General features: G+C 35.0%; 19 protein-coding genes and 1 CRISPR repeat array. Of the genes, 16 read left to right on the forward strand and 3 right to left on the reverse strand.

Annotated elements, in window-relative coordinates:
• Window position 1 precedes the first annotated feature (1 nt).
• From F5ESL0261_RS01630 to rpoN, 3 genes are all read left to right on the forward strand, one after another.
• Window positions 2-2,149, forward strand: coding sequence for a hypothetical protein (locus F5ESL0261_RS01630; RefSeq protein ID WP_122051922.1), 2,148 nt, complete (start codon window positions 2-4; stop codon window positions 2,147-2,149).
• Window positions 2,150-3,265, forward strand: a complete 1,116-nt coding sequence (locus F5ESL0261_RS01635; RefSeq protein WP_122051923.1) for a glycoside hydrolase family 172 protein — start codon at window positions 2,150-2,152, stop codon at window positions 3,263-3,265.
• A 62-nt stretch (window positions 3,266-3,327) separates the two neighbouring features.
• Window positions 3,328-4,599, forward strand: a complete 1,272-nt coding sequence (rpoN, locus tag F5ESL0261_RS01640) for an RNA polymerase factor sigma-54 (RefSeq protein ID WP_122051924.1) — start codon at window positions 3,328-3,330, stop codon at window positions 4,597-4,599.
• A 59-nt stretch (window positions 4,600-4,658) separates the two neighbouring features.
• Here rpoN and F5ESL0261_RS01645 read toward each other — a convergent pair whose 3' ends face one another.
• Window positions 4,659-5,600 carry an aldo/keto reductase family oxidoreductase gene (locus F5ESL0261_RS01645; RefSeq protein ID WP_122051925.1) on the reverse strand — a complete coding sequence of 314 codons (942 nt, stop codon included), beginning with the start codon at window positions 5,598-5,600 and terminating at the stop codon, window positions 4,659-4,661.
• Between the two features lie 186 nt (window positions 5,601-5,786).
• On the opposite strand from F5ESL0261_RS01645, the gene F5ESL0261_RS01650 reads away from it, so the two are divergent.
• The 8 genes from F5ESL0261_RS01650 (at window position 5,787) to F5ESL0261_RS01685 (ending at window position 18,316) form a co-directional block, all read left to right on the forward strand.
• The gene (locus F5ESL0261_RS01650; protein ID WP_045927542.1) at window positions 5,787-6,695 is read left to right on the forward strand and encodes an L-lactate dehydrogenase; all 909 of its coding nucleotides are present in this window, start codon (window positions 5,787-5,789) and stop codon (window positions 6,693-6,695) included.
• Between the two features lie 128 nt (window positions 6,696-6,823).
• Window positions 6,824-11,002: a type II CRISPR RNA-guided endonuclease Cas9 gene (gene cas9 / locus F5ESL0261_RS01655; RefSeq protein WP_122051926.1), complete on the forward strand. Its 4,179-nt coding sequence runs from the start codon at window positions 6,824-6,826 to the stop codon at window positions 11,000-11,002.
• A 234-nt stretch (window positions 11,003-11,236) separates the two neighbouring features.
• Window positions 11,237-12,148 carry a type II CRISPR-associated endonuclease Cas1 gene (gene cas1, locus F5ESL0261_RS01660; RefSeq protein WP_122051927.1) on the forward strand — a complete coding sequence of 304 codons (912 nt, stop codon included), beginning with the start codon at window positions 11,237-11,239 and terminating at the stop codon, window positions 12,146-12,148.
• The gene (gene cas2, locus F5ESL0261_RS01665; protein ID WP_045927545.1) at window positions 12,126-12,431 is read left to right on the forward strand and encodes a CRISPR-associated endonuclease Cas2; all 306 of its coding nucleotides are present in this window, start codon (window positions 12,126-12,128) and stop codon (window positions 12,429-12,431) included. The genes cas1 and cas2 overlap by 23 nt, the downstream gene beginning before the upstream one ends.
• Complete coding sequence (csn2, locus tag F5ESL0261_RS01670) at window positions 12,428-13,096, forward strand: type II-A CRISPR-associated protein Csn2 (protein WP_122051928.1); 669 nt, start codon at window positions 12,428-12,430, stop codon at window positions 13,094-13,096. Before cas2 ends, csn2 begins: the two co-directional genes overlap by 4 nt.
• A gap of 32 nt (window positions 13,097-13,128) precedes the next feature.
• Window positions 13,129-15,683: direct repeats of the CRISPR family, unit length 36 nt; unit sequence GTTTTAGATGATTGTTAGATCAATGATGATTAGAAC.
• A gap of 93 nt (window positions 15,684-15,776) precedes the next feature.
• A complete protein-coding gene (locus tag F5ESL0261_RS01675) occupies window positions 15,777-17,018 on the forward strand; it encodes an MFS transporter (RefSeq protein ID WP_122051929.1) in 1,242 nt (413 codons plus the stop codon).
• Between the two features lie 164 nt (window positions 17,019-17,182).
• A complete protein-coding gene (locus F5ESL0261_RS01680) occupies window positions 17,183-17,656 on the forward strand; it encodes a hypothetical protein (protein ID WP_122051930.1) in 474 nt (157 codons plus the stop codon).
• A 6-nt stretch (window positions 17,657-17,662) separates the two neighbouring features.
• Window positions 17,663-18,316: a hypothetical protein gene (locus F5ESL0261_RS01685; protein ID WP_122051931.1), complete on the forward strand. Its 654-nt coding sequence runs from the start codon at window positions 17,663-17,665 to the stop codon at window positions 18,314-18,316.
• 137 nt (window positions 18,317-18,453) lie between these two features.
• Here F5ESL0261_RS01685 and F5ESL0261_RS01690 read toward each other — a convergent pair whose 3' ends face one another.
• Both F5ESL0261_RS01690 and F5ESL0261_RS01695 read right to left on the reverse strand, forming a co-directional pair.
• Entirely contained in the window at window positions 18,454-19,701 is a 1,248-nt protein-coding gene (locus F5ESL0261_RS01690) for a glycosyltransferase family 2 protein (RefSeq protein ID WP_122051932.1), read from the reverse strand.
• Window positions 19,702-20,134: 433 nt separating this feature from the next.
• Window positions 20,135-21,049, reverse strand: coding sequence for a proline-specific peptidase family protein (locus F5ESL0261_RS01695; protein WP_122051933.1), 915 nt, complete (start codon window positions 21,047-21,049; stop codon window positions 20,135-20,137).
• A gap of 494 nt (window positions 21,050-21,543) precedes the next feature.
• On the opposite strand from F5ESL0261_RS01695, the gene F5ESL0261_RS01700 reads away from it, so the two are divergent.
• The 5 genes from F5ESL0261_RS01700 (at window position 21,544) to F5ESL0261_RS01720 (ending at window position 25,415) form a co-directional block, all read left to right on the forward strand.
• Complete coding sequence (locus tag F5ESL0261_RS01700; RefSeq protein ID WP_045927550.1) at window positions 21,544-21,993, forward strand: DUF3290 domain-containing protein; 450 nt, start codon at window positions 21,544-21,546, stop codon at window positions 21,991-21,993.
• A gap of 13 nt (window positions 21,994-22,006) precedes the next feature.
• Entirely contained in the window at window positions 22,007-22,642 is a 636-nt protein-coding gene (locus F5ESL0261_RS01705; RefSeq protein ID WP_187160932.1) for a DUF421 domain-containing protein, read from the forward strand.
• 13 nt (window positions 22,643-22,655) lie between these two features.
• Entirely contained in the window at window positions 22,656-23,477 is an 822-nt protein-coding gene (locus tag F5ESL0261_RS01710) for a Sir2 family NAD-dependent protein deacetylase (RefSeq protein WP_122051934.1), read from the forward strand.
• 9 nt (window positions 23,478-23,486) lie between these two features.
• Window positions 23,487-24,440 carry an exonuclease domain-containing protein gene (locus tag F5ESL0261_RS01715; RefSeq protein WP_122051935.1) on the forward strand — a complete coding sequence of 318 codons (954 nt, stop codon included), beginning with the start codon at window positions 23,487-23,489 and terminating at the stop codon, window positions 24,438-24,440.
• Window positions 24,441-24,542: 102 nt separating this feature from the next.
• Complete coding sequence (locus F5ESL0261_RS01720) at window positions 24,543-25,415, forward strand: DNA/RNA non-specific endonuclease (protein ID WP_122051936.1); 873 nt, start codon at window positions 24,543-24,545, stop codon at window positions 25,413-25,415.
• Window positions 25,416-25,462: the final 47 nt, after the last annotated feature.

A 25,462-nucleotide genomic window follows, 5' to 3' on the forward strand; every position in this document is an offset into this window, starting at 1 on the left:
TATGAATCCTTTAATTAAAAAAATTGTCGAAGAAGCTTGGCAAACACCAGAAAACAATTTTTATAACATTACTTCCTTGAAAAACAAAGAAGCAAGCACTAATAAAGAAAGTTATTATGAACATTTACTTCCTGACAAGGACTTTTCAATTGATATTAGTAATCAAAAAATGCTTGCTAGCTTAGATGAAAAAGGCACTATAAAAAGTATCAGCTTTTTTAGAGACTCGTATTATACTGAAGATAAACCTGGCACTTGGGTCTCTAATGGCTTTGTTCAAGAAGAGAATATTACTTCTGAAATTGAATTTAATAACCAAAGATTTTCTTTGGCAGAGGGAACTCACACAATAAGATATGATCTTATGTATAATTTGTTTCCTAGGTATATTCATAATTTTGGCAGTTTTAAAGTTTTACAACTATTTTTACCAATCTATTTAGAGTCAGGTGCTTCTGTTAGTGGACTAATTGAAGTTTGTGCTTTGACAGGTAATGATAAAGCACATTTAATTTTCCCCAGATGTTTTAATCAAAAATTTTCCGATCGTCATAATGTAGAATTTAATTACTGTGCAGGGAAACGTACCATGCATCAAGGTATTGGTTGGGTATTTATAACTGATCCCAATGTCACATTTAATGTATCTAAAAAAGCAATGGAAAATACTATTGTTACTTCCTACGATCATATTGCGCAAAAGTATGGGCAATTGGAAATACCTGAAAAGCCACAATTGGCAGCACTAATTATTAGAAAAGCAGATAGTGCCTTAAATAGTATTTCTTGCGCTACTGATAATAAAGTTGTTGGTGCAAATTGGGGCTCAAGTCCAGTAATTAATCGTACCTGGTTGCGGGATATGTATTATGCCAGCTTGCCAGCCATTTATTTTGATCACGGATTGGTTAAAAGAATTATTTTGTGGTTTTCACAATATGAAATCAAACCACAAGGCGACAAATTTGTTGGAGGGATTGAGCATTCAGTGGTAAATTCATTGAATTGTGCAAATTTGTTGTCATTTTATTTGGCACAAACAAATGATTTTGAATTTATTAGAAATAATCCTCAAGTGTGGCAACATGTTTTATATGTCGTTAACTACTTAATTGCTCGTTTAGATCAAAAATACGGATTGATAAAATCACAATGGATTTCTGATGGTCTGGCTTTAGGAGAATTTCATACTGGAACTCAAATAACTCTATGGTCGGCTATAAATAGTATCAGTAATATTTATAATAAAATTTTGGACCAACCAAAAGAGGCAAAGTATTATAAAGAAGTTGCTGATAAATTGAAGAAGAATATTGATGAATATTGCTTAGTTGAAAATAAACAAGGTAGAAAAAAATATCTTGAAGGTATAAATCCAAGCAATCACAAACTAAGTGTAGATTCCAAGCAATATGAAACAGGACTGTTAAAGCAGGGACTTGACTTTCTAACCAGAGTAAATCACCACGGGCAAATTACTTTAGAATTCCATGATGGTGAAGAATCCGATACAACACTTGCACCATTTTATGGATTTTGTAACGTAATTAATGAAAACTATCTTTCTACTATGAAATTTGCTGGAAGTAAGCAAAATCCTAGTTATAGTTCATTAAGCAAAGGAATTTCATGGGGAAACCAATCAGAAGCAACTTTTCCCGGATACATTACTTTGCTAATGGGTACAGTTGATAATAGTAATGAATTTGATAAGAGACTAACTTTGCTTAATAAGCTTGCAGATTTAGATGGCAGCTGGTGGTGGTGGCCATACGAGGTTGGTCAAGATCAGGAAGAGGTTAGTCGCTTTAATCATTGTGGTAAATGTGGTTGGAGCGATGGAACTTTTAGTGCTTTAATGATAAAAAATATATTGGGTATTCAGTTTGATGCACCAGAAAATAAATTATGGTTAAGACCACTGAAAATTACTCCTGATTTTACTTGGCAGCAATTTCCATTAGCTCAAGGATTGAAAGTAAACCTAAATTATCAAAAAAACGAAATGGAGAAAAAAATCACAGTATCTTTAACTGGATCTCTAAAGAAAGAAATAGAGGTTATTTTTCAGCCACAGAATTGTGACCATTTAATAAAGAAGAGTTTAAACACTAATAATAGTGTTCAACTTGAAGAAAGGAACGTTTAAATGTTTAGCAGTTTGACAGAGTATAATTCCTTTGCTACCAGAGCCATAACACCAGAGAATCCAACAGGAGCCAAAGGAAAAGCAGCTATGACGGCAAGCGAGCTGGGACCAAGTCGTAAGGGCAAAGCCAGCATTACTTTACCTATAAATGAAGAAATAACCATTGCCGATATTAATGGTTCTGGTGAAATAAAACATATGTGGTTTACTATTCGTGATCATACTGAACAAGGCAGTTTTATTATGCGTAATACAATTTTACGAATCTATTGGGATAATGAAACAGTTCCAGCTGTGAATTGCCCTTTGGGAGACTTCTTTTGCAATGGATTTGGGGAACGCTATGATGTTAATTCTGCACCAATTGTTGTTGCTCCCACTGGAGGTATGAACTCATATTTTGAAATGCCTTTTAAAAAAAATGCACGCATAACTATCACAAACTTGTTCAGACAGGATATTAGATCATTTTTCTATACTATTAATTATGAACTGCATGATCAAGTTGATGAAGCTCATAAATTATATTTTCATGCATACTGGAATAGGGAGAGACAAACCCAAATTCAACAAGACTATACATTGTTGCCTGAGATCTCTGATCATGGCTACTATGTTGGAACTTTCATTGCATTAACTGCTTTGGAACGATACTGGTGGGGTGAAGGAGAATTTAAATTTTATCTTGATGGAGACCATAAATACCCTACAATTACTTCTACAGGGATGGAAGATTACTTTGGTGGAGCATGGGCTTTTCACAAGTATAATGAAGATGGCACAACATATCCTGCTACTTTTTGTACACCGTACCTTGGATTCCCTTACCATAGTAATGTAGACCATTCACGAGAACACTTCAGTACTGGTAAACCGAATTCGCCTCATGCATTTGGTAATGATGGTTTGCCGCAGAATGCTTTATACCGCTGGCATTTAGTAGATCCTATTTCTTTTGATGGCGATATTCATGTTACTCTGCAACAAATTGGTAACGATGATGTGGGATTATTTGAAAGAAGTGATGACTTATCTTCAGTAGCTTATTGGTATGGTGCTAATCCAAATGGAATAACAAATAGTCTACCTGCAAGAGAAAATTTACGTCCACGATAGAAAGTTTTTTTCCTATAATATAATTTGGTATAATTGTATTTAAGTAAGAGGAGGAAAAGCTGATGACACGATTGCAAAAAATGGTATTAAAGCCAAAAGAGCAGTTAGTGACACGGCTTTTTTTGTCACCAAAATTAAAGCAGAATTTAACCGTTCTTTCCTACAGTACTCATGACTTAATAAATGCCATGAGGGAAATGAGTGCTAGTAATCCCTTTGTGACTTTGAAAGAACCTAAAGGCGAGATGCAGAATTTGGAATGGCTGCGCTCGCCTGAAACAGAGAATTTAATAGATCATTTATTGATGCAAGTGGATTTAAGCGACTGGCACAGTTGGGAAAAAAGTGCAGTCAAAGCTTTGATTTACCATCTTGATGAAGATGGCTACTTGAGAATTGATTTAGCGAAAATTGCTGAACAAACTGAGTTTACGCTTGCAAAATTATTAAGGGCAAAAAGCCTGCTTCAAAGTCTTGATCCATGTGGAATCGGGGGTGCAAATCTGGCTGAATGTTTAGCACTTCAGGCAAAACAAAAAGACAACTTTAATCCTGTAGCACTTGAAATTTTGCTTGATAATCAGTTGGAAATGCTGGCCGATCCTAAAAAATGGTCTAACTCTAGGTTTTCAATATCGGAATTAAATGATGCATTGGCCAGCATACAAACATTGAACCCGACTCCAGCCAGCGATTATATAGTTGACAGTAATGTTCAATATTTGTTACCCGATTTGATTTACAAGGTAACAGATGGACGTATAACGGTAGAAAACTTTCAAGCGCAAATACCAGAGATGGTTTTTGATGAAAAATCATATCGTGAATTAAAAGATCAATCTAATGAAAGTAAGTATTTTTCGGAGCAAAAGCAGCGTTTTCTTGAAATGAAAAATGCGATTGCAGAGCGTCAGAAAACTATCATGAGATTGGGTAAATATGTGGGCCAGTTTCAACATAGTTTTTTAACTACAATGCAAAAGCAGAAATTAAAGCCACTTGGTTTAAAAGAAACCGCTCAAGCCTTGGGTCTGGCACCAAGTACAATTAGCAGGGCGATTAAAGATAAATACGTCCAGTGTCAGAATAAGGTTTTCAGTTTGAAAATTCTTTTTCCGCGTAAAGTAACTACTGATTTATCTCAAGCACGCATAGAATACGACCTGCAAAAGATCATAAAAAAAGAAGATGTCCGTGCTCCCTTAAGTGATCAGCAATTAGTAGAAATTTTTGCAGCGCATGATGTGACTTTAAGTCGACGAGTGATTGCTAAATACCGTAAAAAACTCAATATACCTAATAGTTACAGTAGAAAATCCAAGTCAATTGATTAATATTGGCAAAAAAATCCTAACGTAAAATTGCGTTAGGATTTTTGTGTTATCAGCTAATTTTAAGGCAAATCATTACCAGCAGCTAGATAAATGTCATACCATTCCTGAGCAGTAAGTGAAATATCTGCTCCCTTGGCACTGTCGATGATATGAGCTGGTGTCATCGTACCGATAATAACTTGTGTATTTGCAGGATGCCTTAAAATCCATGCAGCAGCAACAGCATTTTTAGAAACACCCTTTTGATCAGCTACTTTTTGCAAGGCATCATTAATCTCCGGAAACTTAGAATTACCAATGAAATTGCCTTCAATTTGACCGTATTGGAAAGGCGACCATGCCTGAACGGTCATGTTGTGCAAGCGTGAGTAATCCAAAACGCCACGGTCATGATCAATACTCCGCTCATCAGTCATATTAGTGTGAATATTGAAATCAATTGGACCAGTGTGCATGACACTTAATTGCAGTTGATTAATTAACAGTCTTTGACTAACTCCACTCTGCAGTAAATCGACTTGCATCGGGTTGAAGTTGGAAACGCCAAAATGACGCACTTTACCGTCTCTTTGTAACTCATCAAAGGCAGCAGCGATTTCTGCAGGATCCATCAGAGCGTCTGGTCTGTGCAGCAGCAAACTGTCTAAATAATCAATTCTCATGCGAGAAAGAATGCCATCTACAGCATTAATCAGATATTTCTTAGAAAAATCATACCTGGTAGTCTTGTAATCTAATTCAGGATTTTCATAAATCCCAGTCTTAGATTGAATATAAAAATCGTCGCGTTTTAAAGATGATTTTTGTAATGCTTCTCCGAAAATTTCTTCAGATTTACCGTGACCATAAACATCAGCTGAATCAATATAGTTAATACCAGTTTCATGGGCAGTTTCTAATACCTTGACAGCTTCATCAACAGTCAGTTTATTCATGCGCATAATTCCGAGTGCAATGGCTGAACCAGAAAAGTTGGTATTGCCAATTTTAATTTGTCTCATAATGTACCTCCTCTCTTTAGTATACGCTTTCTTGGAAGAGAAATTTAAAAAATGAGTGAGTTTTAATTTATATTTAGCAATAATAGCAAAAAGCCTAATATTTTTTTAAAAATAATTTTATTTTTGTCATTATTTTGTATATAATAGAAATTACATAATTTTGAAAAACAAGTAGGAGGGAAAATTATGAGTAATAAAATAGGAGTTATCGGTGACGGTCACGTTGGCAGTACGGTAGCGCAACAGTTAATATTAACAGGTTTAGTAGATGACCTCGTTATGATTGATGTTAATGAAGCAAAGGTTAGAGCAGATCAGCTTGATTTTCAAGACGCGATGGCAAATTTGAAGCATCACACTACTATTACAATCAATGATTATTCCGCCCTCAAGGATGCAGACATTGTCATTAGTGCTTTTGGAAATATTGAGTTGGAAGCAGGCGGCGAGCGTTTCGCAGAATTGAACTATAATCGTGAGCGAATTGGAGACATTGCGGAGTCAATCAAGAAGAGCGGCTTCAATGGTATTTTGGTTGCTATTACCAATCCAGTTGACGCAATTACTAATATGTATCAAGAACTAACTGGTTTACCGCGCAAACATGTCATTGGTACCGGTACCCTTTTAGATACGGCTCGTATGAAGCGTGCTGTTGGTGAACGGATGAATGTTGATCCTCGTTCAGTTGAAGGTTTTAACTTGGGTGAACACGGTAATTCACAATTTACTGCTTGGTCAACCGTTAAAGTTTTGGAAAAACCAATTACTGAAGTAGCTGAAGCAAAACACCTTAAGCTTGAAGACTTAAACGATGAAATTAAGTTTGGTGGTCAAACAGTTTATAAGGGTAAGCAATATACTAACTACGGTATTTCAGCTGCTGTGACTCGTTTGGTAGAAACCATTCAAAGCGATGCTCACACTGAAATGCCAGTTTCAAATTACCAAGAAAAATATGGTACCTACTTATCTTACCCGGCAATTGTTGGTCGTGATGGTATTGTTCAAACCGTTGAATTGACACTGACAGATGAAGAAGAAAAGAAATTACAGGCATCTGCAGAAACAATTAAAGAAAAAGCAAACAAATAGTTCTAATTTGTTTAATATAAATGATGGTCACAAAGATCATCATTTTTTTATTATATGAAAAAGATAGTGAATTATTTTCTTATAAAGGGTATTCTTATAGTAATGAAAGCGTATAAAGGAGAAAAAAGATGAAAAGAGTTAATGAAGATTATATTTTAGGTCTCGATATCGGAACCAACTCTTGCGGTTGGGCCGTAACCGATAAAAAAAATAATTTATTAAAACTAAGAGGAAAAACAGCAATTGGCTCACATTTATTTGAAGAAGGGAGAACCGCTGCAAAGCGACGAAGTTTTAGGACTACTAGAAGGCGCCTTAAGCGCAGAAAGTGGCGTTTACGGCTATTAGAGGAATTTTTTGCGGAACCAATGGCCGAAGTAGATCCAGCATTTTTTGTGCGTTTACATCAATCTTGGGTGTCACCACTAGATAAGGACAGGAAAAAATACCACGCTATTGTCTTTCCGACAGCTAAGGAAGATCATGAATTTTATCATGATTATCCAACTATTTATCATTTGCGTGACGCACTGATGACTCAAGACCGTCAATTTGATTTGCGGGAAATATTTTTAGCTATCCACCACATTGTTAAATATCGTGGTAATTTTTTACAGGATACGCCTGTCAAAGACTTTGAAGCTTCTAAAATTGATGTAAATTCAATTTTAACGAGCATTAATAACGCTTTTGCGGAAAAGATAGTTGAGGAGCAAAATCCTATTGAATTAAATGTCGCAAACGCTGCCGAGATTGAGGCTGTTATTCGTGGCAATGATGCCGAAAAAACCGTTTATAAGATGGACAAGGTTAAGAAAATTGCCAAGTTATTAACGGATTCAACTGCTAAGGAAGAAAAAAATGTAGCCAAGCAGATTGCTAATGCCATCATGGGTTACAAAACGCAATTTGAAACTATCTTAGGCAAAGAGATCGATAAAAGCGATAAGGCACAATGGGAATTCAAGCTAAAAGATAAAGATGCTGAAGATAAGCTGGATGCCTTATTGCCAGACCTTGATGAAAGTGATCAAACTATTATTGCTGATATTGAAAAGCTTTTTAGTGCGATTTCATTGAGTTTTATAGTTGATGAAGGTAAGAGTTTATCTGCATCAATGGTGGGAAAATATAAAAAGCATAAAAAAGACTATAAAAAATTAAAGAAATATATAAAAACTTCACAAGATTGGTCCAAAGCTAAAAAGTTGCTTTTAGCCTATGATTTATACGTTAATAATCGTCATGGTCGTTTACTGGAAGCAAAAAAAACATTTGGAGATAAAAAAAAGAAAAAAGCTTTAACCAAAGATGAATTTTATAAAATAGTTAAGGATAATCTTGACGATTCCGATCTTGCTCATGAAATACGGCAAGAAATAGCCACGGATAACTTTATGCCTAAACAGCGGACGAATAGTAATGGTGTAATTCCGTTTCAGCTGCATCAAATCGAACTGGATAAGATTATAGCTAATCAAAGTAAGTATTACCCCTTCTTAGCTGCAGAAAATCCGGTAGAAGATCACCGTAAACAAGTACCGTACAAATTAGATGAACTGGTCAGATTCAGAGTGCCTTATTATGTGGGCCCAATGATTACAGCTGATGAACAGGAAAAAACTTCCGGTAAGAATTTTGCCTGGATGGTCAGAAAAGAAGATGGCCAAATCACGCCGTGGAATTTTGAACAAAAAGTAGACCGGCAAGAATCCGCCAACAAGTTTATTAAACGCATGACTATTAAGGATACTTATCTTTTAGGTGAAGATGTTTTGCCTGCTAATAGTTTGCTTTATCAAAGATTTGAAGTTTTAAATGAGCTTAATAATATTAGAATCAATGGTAGCAGGATCAGTGTTGACCTCAAGCAACAAATTTTCAATGAACTTTTTGAAGAAAAGAAAACTGTCACGGAAAAATCCTTGACAAGTTATTTGAAGCAAAACCTACATTTGCCAACTGTAGAAATTAAGGGACTGGCTGATCCAACTAAATTTAATTCAAGTCTGGCGAGCTATTATCACCTAAAAAGCTTACACGTATTTGATAAGGAATTAGCAGATCCACAATATCAAAAAGACTTTGAAAAAATAATTGAGTATTCGTCTATTTTTGAAGATAAAAAGATATACCAAGATAAGTTACATGCTGAATTTAAGTGGCTAACGCCTGAACAATTTAAGGCAATTTCGACTTGGCGCCTGCAAGGTTGGGGCAGATTATCACGTAGACTCCTAGTTGAATTACATGATACAAATGGCCAAAACATTATGGAGCAACTGTGGGATAGCCAAAAGAACTTTATGCAAATTGTGACTGAACCAGATTTTAAAGATGCAATTGCTAAGGAAAACCAAAATGTTACTCAAGTAAATGGTGTTGAGGAGATTCTGGCTGATGCTTATACCTCTCCTGCTAACAAAAAAGCTATTAGGCAGGTTGTCAAAGTAGTAGCTGACGTTGTAAAAGCAGCTGGTGGTAAGAAACCCGCACAATTTGCGATTGAATTTACACGTGATCCTGATAAAAATCCCCAGTTGTCGCATATTCGTGGTACTAAATTGCTGAAGGCATATCAAGAAACTGCTGGCGAATTGGTAGATCAGAAACTGACTGATAGCTTAAAGGAAGCAATGACCAGTCGTAAATTGCTTAAAGATAAGTACTTCTTGTACTTTATGCAGACAGGTCGTGATGCATACACTGGTAAGAAAATCAATATTGATGAAGTATCAACAAATTATCAGATCGATCATATTTTGCCTCAGTCATTTATTAAAGATGATTCCTTTGATAACAGAGTATTAACTGCTACTCCATTAAATGCAGAAAAATCGGATGATGTACCTTATAAGCGCTTTGCCAATAATTACGTTTCAGACTTGAAGATGACGGTAGGTGAAATGTGGAAGCACTGGCAAAAGGCTGGCATCATTAATAAACATAAGTTAGGTAATTTGCTACTTGATCCAGACAGATTAAATAAATTTCAAAAATCTGGTTTTATTAACAGACAATTGGTAGAAACGAGTCAAATAGTTAAATTAGTCTCAGTTATTTTGCAAAATAAATACCCAGATGCAGAAATTATTACTGTTAAAGCTGGAGATAACTCGGCTTTGCGTCAACGTCTAGATTTATATAAGAGTCGTGACGTAAATGACTATCACCATGCCATTGATGCCTACCTTTCAATTATTTGTGGCAACTTTTTGTACCAGGTTTATCCTAAGTATCGGCCATACTTTGTTTATGGCAAGTATAAAAAGTTCAGTCTAGACCCGGACTTGCAGAAGGATTTGATTAAACACTTCAAGGGCTTTACATTTATGTGGCCTTTATTGCAAAAGGATAATTCTGAGCGTAAAGCTCCGGAAGAAATTAAAGAAAATAATAGTGATCGAATTGTCTTTTACAAGCATCCTGATATTTTTGATAAATTACGTAAAGCATACAATTATAAGTATATGCTGGTTTCAAGAGAAACGACTACTGAAAATAGTGGCCTTTTTGATGTAACTATTTATCCACGCAGTGAACGTGACCTTGCGAAAACTAGAAAGCTGATTCCTAAAGGTAATGGACTCGATCCGAAAATTTACGGTGGCTATAGCGGTAACAGTGGTGCATATATGGTAATTGTCAAAATTGAGCAAGCAAAAAAATCTATTTATAAAGTTATTGGTATTCCGATGCGCACTCTTGTAAGATTAAATCAAGCTAAAAAACAAAGAAACTATCAAGGAGAACTCCACAAAGTACTTGAGCCGCAGATTATGTTTGATAACAAAGGGAAGCCTAAACGCTTTAGAGTAATAAAAGATCATGTACCTTTTAAGCAAGTTGTCTTAGACGGTGACAAAAAGTTTATGTTAAATTCTTCAACTTATGAAATTAATGCTAAACAATTAACACTTACCCCGGAAACTATGCGAATAGTGACAGACAACTTGAAAAAGGGCGAAGATCAAGATCAATTATTGGTAAAAGCATATGATGAGATTCTGCAAAAAGTTGATAAGTATTTACCATTATTTGATGTGAATAAGTTTAGAAATAGTTTGCATCTAGGTAGAGCAAAGTTCCTTGATTTGGCGGTTAATGATAAGAAAATTACTTTAACCAATATTTTGAATGGCTTACATGATAATCTAGTAACTCCAGATCTAAAAAATATTGGAATTAAAACTCAACTTGGTAAGCTTCAAGTTCCTTCAGGAATTGTTTTATCATCAGAAGCAATACTAATCTTTCAGTCACCAACAGGACTTTTTGAAAAAAGGGTTAGGATAGCCGATTTGTAAACTAAAATAGGGAAGCGCAATAATCCGATTCCCTATTTTTATGCATATTTATGCATAAAAAAACCTCCGCTATAGAGCTGAGGCAGGACGGTAATAACCGCGTTAAAACTTAGTATCTTAAAGATACATTGTTTGATTTTAAATCTGGTTGTTAGATCAATAATGATTAGATCGTTGGTAGCTAACCAACAACTATAGTATAACATTTATTTTTAAAAATACAAGGAGGAAAATATGGGATGGAGATCGGTAATCATCACGCAGCATGCTAAATTGACTTATTCAATGCAAATGATGATTGTACAAACTCGTGATGGCATAAACCAAATACCAATTGAGGATATTAATTTATTGCTCGTTTCAACCACGCAGGCAGTGATCACTAGTGCACTTATTAGTAAATTGGCGCAGAATCAAACCAAAGTTATATTTGTTGATGAAAAAGGAAATCCTATCGTTGAAACAGCTGTTTATTATCCGGGAACAAGGAATATGGCTAAATTAACGCAACAATTTAATTGGGATGATCATTTAAAAGAATTACTGTGGACAAGAATTGTTAGTCAAAAGATCAAAAATCAGATTGCGGTTTTAGATAATTATCATTTGAATAAGGACGAGGTTCAGAGTGAACTTGATCAGTTAGAAATTAATGATGAAAGCAATCGAGAGGCAATTGCAGCCCGTAAATACTTTATGCTTTTATTCGATAAGGACTTTGTCAGACGTGATACCAGTGCCATTAATGCAGCATTGGATTATGGCTATGCCATTTTGCTTTCTAGTTTTAACCGTGAAATTGCAATGAATGGCTATCTGACCTATTTTGGCATTCACCACTGTTCACAGGAAAATCAGTTTAATTTAGCTTCGGATCTAATGGAACCATTTCGTCCGTTTGTAGATTATTGGGTTAAGGCCCACGAAAAGATTAAGGAATTAACGCCTGATATTAAGTATGGCTTAGTTGAACTTTTAAGTTTAGAAATAAAGTTTAATGGTAAAAAGACGCTTTTGACAAATGCTATTACAGTTTATGTACGAGAATGTCTAAAATTTCTAAGTGGGGATAGTAAGAAATTGCCAGAAATGGAGATGAGTTTGACCAATGAGGTACCGAATAATGCGCTTAATGATAATGTTTGATTTACCAACAGAAACAGCTGAAGAACGAAAAGAATATCGCCAATTTCATAAAAAGTTGATTAATGAAGGTTTTCTGATGGTCCAATTTTCAGTATATGTGAGGGTCTGTGTTACGAGACAAACCGCTAAGTTTTTGGAAAATCGTATTAGAAAGTTTTTACCTCGTGGAGGCCTAGTACAGTCATTAATGGTTACTGAAAAGCAATATAATGACATGCATTTTTTAGTCGGTAAGCCAATTGACGATGTGCGTAATACATCAGATAGGACGGTAATTTTATGATTTTAACTTATGCGACTCATAAAAAATGGGTATTTAAGGATCCTGGAATAAAAGTAATTGGTTTACAAAGTTCAATTGCTTACCGTGATATAATTCAAGGCTTTCAAGGAAAAAGCAAGCTGTTAATTTGTTCAGAGGATGATTATAGTCCCCTTGATTTAAGTAAAACTTTTGATTTTATTGGCGATCCAATGCTTAGTGGGGATATTACTAAAAAGTATATGCCTCACATTGTAAGTAGTTATCTAAAAAGTTTAGACGAAGAAAATCGTAATAAAGTGATTAAGTCTTTTTATAATTTAGAGTCAACCTTGCAGGATTCACTTTTACTTGAAGACTTACCTTTAGCAATTAATTTTGATGAAGACTTAAAAAAATTACTTAAATTTACAGAAATTCATTTAGATAAATCAATGTTGCTCAGTCCATATGGTATAATAGAAGCAGTTTTAAAAATTCACCAAACGTGTAATTTAAAATCAGTTCCTGTTATTTGTAATGTAGCTCATTACTTGGAAGAACGGGAGTGGCAAGAGTTAGCTAGTCTTGTCACAGAAATGAATTTAATTTTGGTTGTAATTGAATTCACCACAAAAGAAAATTTGGCAATTTCTAAAGACATACCTTTTTACTATATTGATAAGGATCTAATCGATTGGTACTAGCAACAATATTAAAATCAGATTATAAAACATCGGTTTTAGATGATTGTTAGATCAATGATGATTAGAACAGTTAGGCTGGTTAACTGATAAAGATTACAGTTTTAGATGATTGTTAGATCAATGATGATTAGAACTCATGGATGGCGAGCAGAAGTTCTATATCGGTTTTAGATGATTGTTAGATCAATGATGATTAGAACTGGAATATCGTGCTGATGGAGCTTTTGCTAGTTTTAGATGATTGTTAGATCAATGATGATTAGAACCTAAGCCTTCTTTACCACTTGCAATTGCGGGTTTTAGATGATTGTTAGATCAATGATGATTAGAACTGGAATATCGTGCTGATGGAGCTTTTGCTAGTTTTAGATGATTGTTAGATCAATGATGATTAGAACCTAAGCCTTCTTTACCACTTGCAATTGCGGGTTTTAGATGATTGTTAGATCAATGATGATTAGAACTGGAATATCGTGCTGATGGAGCTTTTGCTAGTTTTAGATGATTGTTAGATCAATGATGATTAGAACCTAAGCCTTCTTTACCACTTGCAATTGCGGGTTTTAGATGATTGTTAGATCAATGATGATTAGAACCAAGACAGTAATGATGATTAACCATCGCATGTTTTAGATGATTGTTAGATCAATGATGATTAGAACAAAAAATCAAATGGACCGTTTATCAGATTTGTTTTAGATGATTGTTAGATCAATGATGATTAGAACAGAATTGGCATGGAAAGACCTCACGTTTAGGTTTTAGATGATTGTTAGATCAATGATGATTAGAACTAAATTATTACGACACTGTCAAGTCAATGCGTTTTAGATGATTGTTAGATCAATGATGATTAGAACAACAAGAACGGGATAATCTTGCTGAAGATTGTTTTAGATGATTGTTAGATCAATGATGATTAGAACCAATGAATACCAAAATGGGTACAATTGGCAGTTTTAGATGATTGTTAGATCAATGATGATTAGAACTGCATTCTGGTTAATCCTTACTTGTTGCCTGTTTTAGATGATTGTTAGATCAATGATGATTAGAACAGGTCAAACCGAAACATTTCATATTCTTAAGTTTTAGATGATTGTTAGATCAATGATGATTAGAACCAAACCTTGCCAAACAGGAAAGTGCTAATAGTTTTAGATGATTGTTAGATCAATGATGATTAGAACGACTGGGTAACCATGACAGCCAATAAGCGAGTTTTAGATGATTGTTAGATCAATGATGATTAGAACATGGTAACGTGCTGTAAAAACTGTCACTACGTTTTAGATGATTGTTAGATCAATGATGATTAGAACGGTGGGCAATGGGATTGCTACAAGATTATTGTTTTAGATGATTGTTAGATCAATGATGATTAGAACTGTAAAGAGAATATTAAGTTGCCTTTGAATGTTTTAGATGATTGTTAGATCAATGATGATTAGAACCACACGTTGACGATTGGCACAATAGCGAACGTTTTAGATGATTGTTAGATCAATGATGATTAGAACCAAACCAGAAGCTATGAAAACAAAAGTGGCGTTTTAGATGATTGTTAGATCAATGATGATTAGAACAGCGAACTTGATCTCAGCTTACATTGCTTAGTTTTAGATGATTGTTAGATCAATGATGATTAGAACTGACCGATGGTGACGGGTTGTTGACCGGTCGTTTTAGATGATTGTTAGATCAATGATGATTAGAACTCTTAGCTTTAGCTTAGACTTAATATACCCGTTTTAGATGATTGTTAGATCAATGATGATTAGAACAAAGATAATGCTAATAGATTACACCCAACAGTTTTAGATGATTGTTAGATCAATGATGATTAGAACTTTTGCAAAAAGAGTTGCAGCAGAAACAACGTTTTAGATGATTGTTAGATCAATGATGATTAGAACAAGGTATGAATTGCACCAGACGCATGGTAAGTTTTAGATGATTGTTAGATCAATGATGATTAGAACAAAGCTTGAAAAGCTATCTGTTGACGATCTGTTTTAGATGATTGTTAGATCAATGATGATTAGAACTAAAAGAGCTCGTCGATGGTCCTACTGACAGTTTTAGATGATTGTTAGATCAATGATGATTAGAACCAGACAGCTTGTTTTCATCAATTCAAATACGTTTTAGATGATTGTTAGATCAATGATGATTAGAACAAGCAATATCCAATGTTCCTGAACTATGCGGTTTTAGATGATTGTTAGATCAATGATGATTAGAACCGACAATTGAACCCTTAGGTTATGATCCTGGTTTTAGATGATTGTTAGATCGATGATGATTAGAACGCAGTAAAAATCATTGCTTATTCCTTTCAGGTTTTAGATGATTGTTAGATCAATGTTAGATCAATGATGATTAGAACAGTTTCAAAGAAAACATCTTTATTAATGTAGTTTTAGATGATTGTTAGATCAATGATGATTAGAACTGCACATGAACATTACATAAGTGCCCTTGCGTTTTAGATGATTGTTAGATCAATGATGATTAGAACAACTTTGGAAAAAATATTCTGGGTATAAGAGTTTTAGATGATTGTTGGATCAACGATAATTAAAGCATAATTAATTGGGCTAAAGAAAGCGCAATTTAAAATGAAAAAAATCAGTCAAATTAAAGAAATGGGGCAACTCTAGGGCTGCTATTTGTTCACATGAAAAACATACTAAAAAGTAACAACAACAAACTATACCTTTTGTCAGTGATCACCGATAACTTGGGCAGCTCTTTAATGTCATTTGCATTGCCGTTGATGGTTCTTGATATTACTAAAAATGGTATTCACTTATCAATAATTTCTATTATTGAAACATTGCCTATTTTGGTTTTAGGTCTTCCGGCAGGTGCTTTAACGGATAAATTAGATGTTAAAAAGATTCTCATTTTTAGTGATTTGATTAGATTAATCAGCTACTTGATCCTTTCCGCAACATTTGCATTCCAGCTAACAGTGAATTGCATGATTTTAATTATTTATGCGGTATCACTTGTCGTCAGCGTGACAAACACAATTAATACGGTGTCAGAAATTACTTTTGTTTCTTTTTTAGTAGAAAAGAAAGATTTTTCAGAATTAAACAGTCTGATTTATGGCATACAATATGCAGCTAATTTTGCATTGCCTATTATAGGCGGAATATTATATCAATATATTTCACATAGCCTTTTAATTTTTATCTGTGCAGTTTTCTACCTTACTAGCCTTTTACTGGAAAAACAGATCAGCTTGAAAACTAAATCTACCGCTTTTACCGGCTTTACAGCTCTTAAATCTGCACTTAAAACGGTAAAAACAGATATAAAGGAAGGTCTGCAATATACCCTTAATCTTCGTTCTGTTTTGTATCCGTTAATATTAGCTGCACTAGTTAATATTGTGTCAGCTAATTTTGATAATGACAGCCTCATAATATTACGTACGCAATTAAAACTTTCCTCTCAAAATATTGGAATAATTTCAGCGATTGCAGCTGTCAGTGCCTTAATTGGTACTTTGGTGGTCAATTGGTTGAATAGGCACATTAAGTTTAATCTATTGTTTGTATTGCTAATTTTTGCAGGTGCTCTTTTTCGTGCCCTTTTTGCGCTGGACAAAAATGTACCAGCAATGGTTCTGGCCATTGCGTTTGTTTCTATAATTGAATCAATTATTAATATTAGTATCATCACGAATAGGCAACAGCAAGTTGAACAAAAATACCTGGGGCGGGTTACGAGTATCTATAAAACAGTGCTAATTGGAGTAAACTCTTTGGGCTATCTTTTAGGCGGTCTTGTTGCTAAAAAAATAGGCTCAAGATCAGGCATTGGAGTTTCAGCCATTGAACTTTTGCTAGTTACAGTAATTAGCATTTTTTTACTGGCACCTGAAATCAAGCATGATGACAAGCCTTAGCATCAAAAGCTTGAGCAAAAATAGTAAAAAACAAGAATTTATAGGCAGGTTGGGAAACTATAAATTCTTTTTTGTTTATATATGCAGGTCATTTGTTTAAAGTCGCAGATAGATTAATAATGATTATAGTCTGTGACTTAATAAATTAATGAGGAGATATATAAATGACTACAGTGCACAATAATAGTCGTGAAGTTAAACCAGATTGGTCTTCAGTGATTGTGGAGGAAAAGCAAATGCCCTGGTCCCAAAAGGGTGCCAAGACCATCTGTGCAAGGTATAAGGATCCAGTTCTTAGAGGCTATTCTGCTGTAATTGTAAAAGATTCAATTAACAGAGAGTTTTCTGAGAATGAAAACTTAATTACACCAGACAGAGTCACAACTATGGTTGTCAGGTTTCCCAGATTTATTCTTCCTGAGTGGAATACTCACCGGGTTTTCAGCAGAAACAGTGCCTCTTCCAGAGCCAGAAGCATAAAGACCACCGTCAAGCCAGTCATGGAGCAACCTGTGATTCCACTATGGACTATTAATCACAAGGGCATGACAGGTCCATTTGCTGATTCGGAAAGGGCGAAGAGATCTACTGCAAATTGGCTGCACTCCCGAGATGAAGCCGTTCTGGGTATGTTTTGACAGCTAATGAATGAAGAAGAAGTCCCTTACGATGCTGAAGCTAGTGACTGGGAAAAATTTGCTGACAAGTATGATGAAGCATATAAAAATGATGCTCATAAACAAGACTGCAACAGATTGATTGAACCATGGATGTGGCATGAAACTCTGGTAACATCAACTTACTGGCAAAATTTTCTGGATTTGCGAATCGCTGCTGGCGTCCAGCCGGAAATGGAAACTATTGCAATTTTGATTAAAGCGGTTCTTGAAGCAAGTCCCAAGTATGGAACATTGAAAAAGAGAATATTGCATGTTCCCTTTATCGAGGTTGAGGGGAATGATCTGTTATCGTGGGAAAAACTTGAGCCAGTGCTTCTGCAATCGGCTTCAGAATGTGCCAGAATTTCTTATCATGACCGCTCTAAAATGAAAAACAGAATTGGCTCAAATTTGGGTAAAAGATTGCTTGCTGAAAAGCATATGAGTCCGTTTGAACATATAGCATGGTCAGCTAAAAGCAGTGACTGGAAAAAATTTCCAGCATTAAAAGAAAAGATGACATATTTACTTAAAAAACATCCTGATTGTCCTCCAGATAAGGCATCTGGTTCTCTGACTTCAAACCTTAGTGAGAGCTGGCTGCAATTTAGAAGAATCATTGAGAATAGAGAACAGTAAGACAATTAACTGGATATAATTATATAAAATTTGCAGAAAGCAAAAGACTAATAAACTGTGTTGTCAATACACAAATTTGTTAGTCTTTTTGAATGTAAGAATTTTAAAAATAGAAGCTAATTCAGTTTTCTGCCATGTTAAGTATGAGAAGTTTTTGACCAGGACTGATTGCCAACTAAAATTCGACCCAAAGCTTTATAAGGAACTATGGCTAACGACCATCTGTAAAAATCAATCAAAAACAATATTTTTAGCAAATAAGAAATTTTCAAAGGTTCATCAAGCTTAGCTTCGCGCCATTGCTTTAGTATTAACAATGTATTTGCCAAATATTCTACTATTAGCAAACTTGCAATAATTGAAAAACTAATCAAGGCATTCGTTTTGACATACAGAAGTAAAACTATAAATGAAATTGCAGAAGCTGGTGTTGTGATCATTGAAAATACTGGAATAAGCAGGAAGAGCAGTACAAAAGTTTTAACCATTGAAGGAATAGATTTAGACTTAACAATCTTTTTGCTATATTTGCCTAAACATTGAAAACCGCCTTGGCACCAGCGAGTACGTTGCTTGATCAGCTTTTTATATTTTGTGACTCCCTCTTGTCCAATGCTGACGGTATTTAAGAAAGTACCTCGGTAACCCTTTAATAAGCCTTTTAAGGAGAATTCGCAATCTTCCAATAATGATGATGACCAGCCAACGTGATTGGTCATTTTTAAGGTCATGAATTGACCATTGCCGGAAGCTAAAGATGAACCCCAATCAGTTCTTGCCATTTGTAGAAGAGAATTATAAATAGTGAATTCAAAATTTTGCATTGCTGCGATATTATGCTTCAGATTATAAATATTTACTCTTGTTTGAAGCAAATCACAATTAGAATGGTTAAAAGCATATACGACTTGCTGTAAGTAATTTGCATCAAAGTGGCTATCAGCATCTATGACGCCAATAATAGTTTTATCTTCAGAATAGTTCATTTTGGCAATGCGTTCAGCTGCTTCTTGTAATGCTGGCCCCTTACCTTGTTGAGCATTAGGCTTTACGCGATGTACAACTATGACATTAGGATGATAAGCATATTTTTGTAATAAAGTGGTTGTTCCATCACTAGAATCATCATCGATAAAGACCAGCTTGAGTTTGATAAAACTATCACATTGTTTTTGCAACTCCATCAAATAAGGTATGTTTTTTCGTAAGGATTGAAATTCATTCATTGCTGGGATTAACAAGAACATAGTATCGAAGTCTCGACAGCGGTCACCATAATGATCTTGCTTAACATTATTGCTAAATGTCAGATAAAGAGTCCAAACTAAATCAAAAATGTATGAACAGCCACCCAAAATTAATATTATGGCTATTAATAACTTCATTTATTATCACCTAGTTATTTTTTCCTAATCTAAATATACTTTAGTTTTATAATAACACGAATTGGTCTAGACAAAAAATATATTCTTTGTAAATTTATAAGTTTAAACTTTAATAAAAAATATATACCCTTATAGGCATTGCTTTAATCACTTAAAACTAAAAATTAAATATGTAAAAAGTATACTATATTATTTTTCATATAGTTTTTTATTGTTGCCAATTCATGAGTGAAGAAAAATATTTTATTGTTATTTTTTAAAAAAGGCATATTATTGTAAACTGTTATTTTATACAGTCTCAAAATATAGTGAAAATGTCATTATGCTTACAAAAAGTAATTAGCAGGTAAGCTTTTTTTAAGTGAACAAAAAAACAAGCAGTTACCTGCTTGTTTTTCAGATGCTTTTACTTGCATAAAAATAATTGGACTTGTTATTCTCCTTTAAAAGTCCCTGCTTCAACTTGACGGATAAAGTCTGCTAAATGCTTGTAATAAACATCAGGGTTATCGACCATATGATGATGGCCACCATCAGGAGTTGTAACTAAGCGGGAATTCGGAATTTCTTTTTGCATAATTTTAGCCGTAGCGATTGGCATTGTTTCATTTTCACCAAAGGTTAACAAAGTTGGTACTTTAATATTTTTAAGTTGGTCTCTAAAGTGCCAGTCTTTTAGTTTGCCAGTAATCACAAATTCATTGTCACCCTGAAAGGCTTCGTATACAGCAGAACCACCAATATCCTTTAGATGATATAACTTAGACGGCTGTTTGCGGTCAACAAAGTTAATGTTGAGAATGTTGACATCTTCTTGATAGCGGTCATTGCCATAATCGTTATTGTCTTCGCATTCATGCATGAAGTCAATTTCAGTTTGGGGTAAAACTTCTTGGCGACGACGGTTCACGGCTTTAACATAATCATCAATATCGTCCACCATTGAGGAAATAATTGCTCCTTTCAGGTGCTGACCATATTTAACGGCATATTCTTGTACTAGAAGACCGCCCCAGCTTTGACCAATCAAATAAAAATTGTCTAAACCCAGTTTTTCACGTACCTCGTCAACTTCATCCAGGAAGTATTCATATGTTAGATACTTTTTAGCAATTTCCGGATCAGAATAATCGGGTTGATCGGAATAAAGGGAACCAAGCTGATCATACATCGTTACTTGCACATCCAAGCCCTGCTTTTTTAATTGATCGGCAGTATCTTCCCAGTATTCATGGTTTCCTCCGGGGCCTCCATGTAGAGCCAGTAAATGAATTTTGCCTTGACCCTGAGTGTTTGTCCATAAATGATAGCCATTATCCAGCGTAATAATTTTGGTACCTGTTTTCATATTTTTCTCCTTTAATTGTTATCAACTAGTTTCTATTTTAGCTCATTATAATAGAAAGAAAAACCAATCCCAAAAACGAGAGATAATTTAAAATAAGGCTTAAGTTAAGGGCTTGCACGTTACAATTAATTTGTTACTTAAGATAAAGATTAAGGAGAACAAAATGGCTGAACCCAAATGGTTAAAAGACATGGATGCTAGCGAGTATTTAAAAGAAGATGCTGAAACAGAAACTGAGTCTGATGCAGCAACAGGTGCTTCTCAAAACTAGAAATAAATTGAATATTAATAAGCAGTAGTTAGACAGGTTCTAACTACTTTTTTGTTATACTGATAATAGGTGAGCTTATAAACACAGTTGAAGTAAGCTTATGGGAGGAATTAAATGTTTTAGCTATATTTGGTAATAATTAAGGTAGTTAATATGAAATTTCTTAAAAAGTATTGACTACAGTAAAATAGAATAAATTGTTTTTTATAGAGGTAATTATGTCATGACTTTTTACACACTTAAATATATTGAGCAAAATCAAAATACAAGTAAAACCATTCTCTATGTACTGATTGCGGTTGCAGCTTTAACGATGATCGCTTTCACTGTTCTTTATCTGCGCCATAGATTTGATACGCGCTACCGCGATTTGGGTATTATTGCACTTTTGTTTTTGCTTTTATTTATGGGAACGCAATACGAAAAATACGTGCAAACCAATGTAGTAAAATCCCAATCCGAGCAGATTGCGCCTTTTATTAAATCAGTTGCTAAAGATCATAAGGTTCCGGTTTCGGACGTCATGGTCAGTTCTACAACTTTGCAAAACGGTCTAATTGTCAGAGTTGATTCCAAAGATATTGACTATCAACTGGAACTAAATGATGATAACAATTCATATTCTTTAAAGCAGGCTCACGTGATTAACCACACGGTCGACGTAAAGAATTAGGAGGAAAATAATAATGAATTATACGCAGCTTTTTATTAAATTCGTATTAGGTGTGTTAACTTTAATTTTTCAAATAAATGTGTTTGGCAAGAGCAATATTGCTCCCACAACGGCTCTGGATCAACTGCAAAATTATGTTTTGGGTGGTATTATAGGAGGCGTTATTTATAATGCCAATATTTCCGTATTACAGTTTCTGCTGGTTTTGATTGTCTGGACTTTAGTTGTCTTTATCTTGAAATTTGCCAGGGAGCACAGCAACTTTATTCGCAGTTTGATTGATGGCAAACCAATTCAAATAATTAAAAATGGTCAAGTTTTGCCTCGAAATTGTTTATCTGCTGGGCTTTCAGCTAATGAATTAATGTTTAAATTGCGCAGTCAAGGAATTTATTCTGTTGATAAAGTGAAAAACTGTATTTTTGAAAAGAACGGTCAATTAACGGTAATTAAAAAAGATGAAAAGAATGTGCGTTTTCCGTTAATTAATGATGGTCAAATCAACCAAGATGTGCTTGAATCTATTAATAAGGATGAAGATTGGCTAAAAGAGCAGGTCAAACAAGCTGGTTATGATGATACTAGTGACATTTTCTTAGGAGAATTTGAAGATGGCCAAGTTTCATTTACTGGTTACAATCAAAAATAGAAAAGGTAATTAAATGGAAAATTTGAATAAGGCACGACAGTTAGTGCAAAAGGCTGACACTGTGATAGTGGTAGCCGGTAATGGCTTAGCCAAAACAGAAGGACTTGACCTTTTGGGTCAGGAAGATTTTGAGCGTGATTTTCCCACTATTGTTCAAAAATATGATGTTCACTCAGTAGGATATGCTCTTGATGAGCATAAGCTTTCATGGGCTGAAAAATGGCAGTTATGGTCAAACCTTATTCAAAGGTATTCACTTGATTATCATCCTAGTAAAACATTGCAAAAACTGAAGCAGTTAATTGATAACAAGCAGTATTTTATTGCTACCTCAGCATTTGGTCACTTTTTTGAAACTGCCGGCTTTAATGAAAAACGCATTTTTAATGTGTTTGGCGACTGGACCAAAGCACAGTGTTCCAGCGGCATCAATCATGGGCTTAAGGATTGTCAGTCTGTCGTTCAAAAGATTGCTGGGAAAAAGCCCGATACCAACATAGAAGAATTGGTACCAAAATGTGATGTATGTGGTCAGCCACTGGAAATACATATGCCACTTAATGAGCATTTTTATCCAGATACTGAAGCTAACACTCGTTTCCGCTGGTTTTTAACCGGTAATGAAGATAAAAACACTGTTTTTTTGGAATTAGGAGTTGACGAAACGAGCCCGCAATTACGGGAACCAATTGAACATTTGGTAGCAGAATTTCCGCAATGGTCCTATGTGGCTGCTGACTTCAAGCAGGAAAATTTATTACCGGAAATTCAGGAACGCAGCGCCGGTACAAATGCAGATGCAGCAAGTTTAATCAATAATTTGGTGATGGAGTAGCTGATTTCAATGAGTATTTACGTAAAAAATGGCGTACTGCATGTTTCTGGCGTTCAAGATAAGATCCGGGGCAAGGGTCAGGAATGGCCTGACTTCATTTCCGACTACACTATGCTCGATATTGAAACTACGGGCTTAAACCCATATCGTGATCATGTAACTGAACTTGGTGCAGTTAAAGTGCGTGCTAACAAAGTGGTAGATGAGTTTAGTCAACTGGTTGTTTATCCACGGTCAAATCATGTGCCTAGTTTTATCACTAAGTTAAATGGTATTACTGAAGAACTGCTTCTTAAAGAAGGAAAACCGGTAAAAGAGGCAATGACGGCTTTTCGCAAGTTTATTGGTGACGATATTATCATTGGCTATAACGTCAATTTCGATCTCAATTTTTTGTATGATTTAGCACGAAAATTTCATTTGCCGGAGCTAAGTAACAATTATGTTGATGTGTTGCGTTTAGCTCGAGTATATTATCCGCAGCAGCACAATCGCTTGCTTGACTGCATTCAGCGCGCAGGCATTGCACAAGTAGAACAGCATCATGGTCTGGAAGATTCCCTTGATACTAAAAAAGTTTATGATGATTTTCGCCGGCATTTTACCCCTGAACTATTGCAAGAAGCACAAGGCAAACTGAAAAACATTGATTTGCTGCAGGAAGAACTGGAAGCCTGGGAATTAGGATTTCGTAATCCGGTTAATAATAAAAAGATTGCTTTTGCTCCTGAGGTGGAAATAAACGGCACTGAAGCCGCTCAAATGGTTAATAATATGAATGGCATAGCCCAAACTGGTGTCAAAGCTGATACAGATTATTTAATTATGAGTGATGATGGTTTTTTCAGTAAAAATAATCCGGAAACATTAAAGGCAAGAGAATTTAATCATGCAGGCAGCAAGATTAAGCGCTTGTCTGAAAGCTATTTTTTGAATATGCTGGATGAATGGGCCAGAAGTTAAAATTAGAGGCAAGGGATCATTGACCTTGCTTTTTTATTGTTCCTGTTGCAAACAACAGTTCGATTAGCTATACTTAATTATTATTAAAAAGGAGCAATGTGAATGGCACGCAGGAGGAGCAGACGAAAAACTAAAACAACTAATGGAGATTTTTGGGCAATAGTCATTATTATCTTGTTCTTGTTGTGGTTTGTTTCTACTAAAGGTGGCTCAGACCCAAGCGGACACCAGACAATGAACAGGATTACGCGCAGTGACCGCCAGAAAAGCAATCAAATTGATAAGGCCAAACCTGCTGCTAAAGTATACGGTGGCTTGTCGCATGAAGACTACCAAAAACTGGCTAATTTAAACTTTAAAAGTGGAAGTTCTTCTTATATTACTGTTAATAATGACCATTCCACGTTAATCAAAAATGCCTGGCGCGTTAATCGAGTTATTTATTCTGATTTGGATAGTTTAAATCGTACATCTCATTCGAATACAGCCTTTTTACAAAAGCGCAATGTTGCTAACGATAGTTTGAGGGTTCGCCAATTCGTTGAACCAACTGGTTGGCATTATAACCGGCGCAATGGCACACAAATTTATAATCGTGGACACCTCATTGCGTATTCAGTTTCTGCCGGTATTGACTTTGAAGGCAACTTCAATCCCGGTAACCATTCAGGTGATCAAAATAACCCTAAAAATTTGTTCACACAGTCTGCTTTTTCCAATCAAAGAATTCAAACAATGTTTGAAAGCCGTATCCGTGTTGCTTTAAGGCAAAATAAAAAAGTGATTTATCAAGCTACGCCGATTTTTCGAGGAGAGGAATTAATGGCACGTGGTATTAACTTGCAGGCAGTCTCAACTGACGGAGAACTTGATTTTAATGTTTATCTGTTTAACGTTCAACCGGGTTATTCCTTTAACTATAATAACGGACGAGCTAAAGTGAATCATGAGATTTTTGTGAAAGATAATTATTAACCAGTAGTTGCAGACAAAAATTAGCTTAAAAAAATAGTCAAATGTTC

It is taken from the genome of Lactobacillus sp. ESL0261 (assembly GCF_003693025.1).
Taxonomy (GTDB): Bacteria; Bacillota; Bacilli; order Lactobacillales; family Lactobacillaceae; genus Lactobacillus; species Lactobacillus kullabergensis.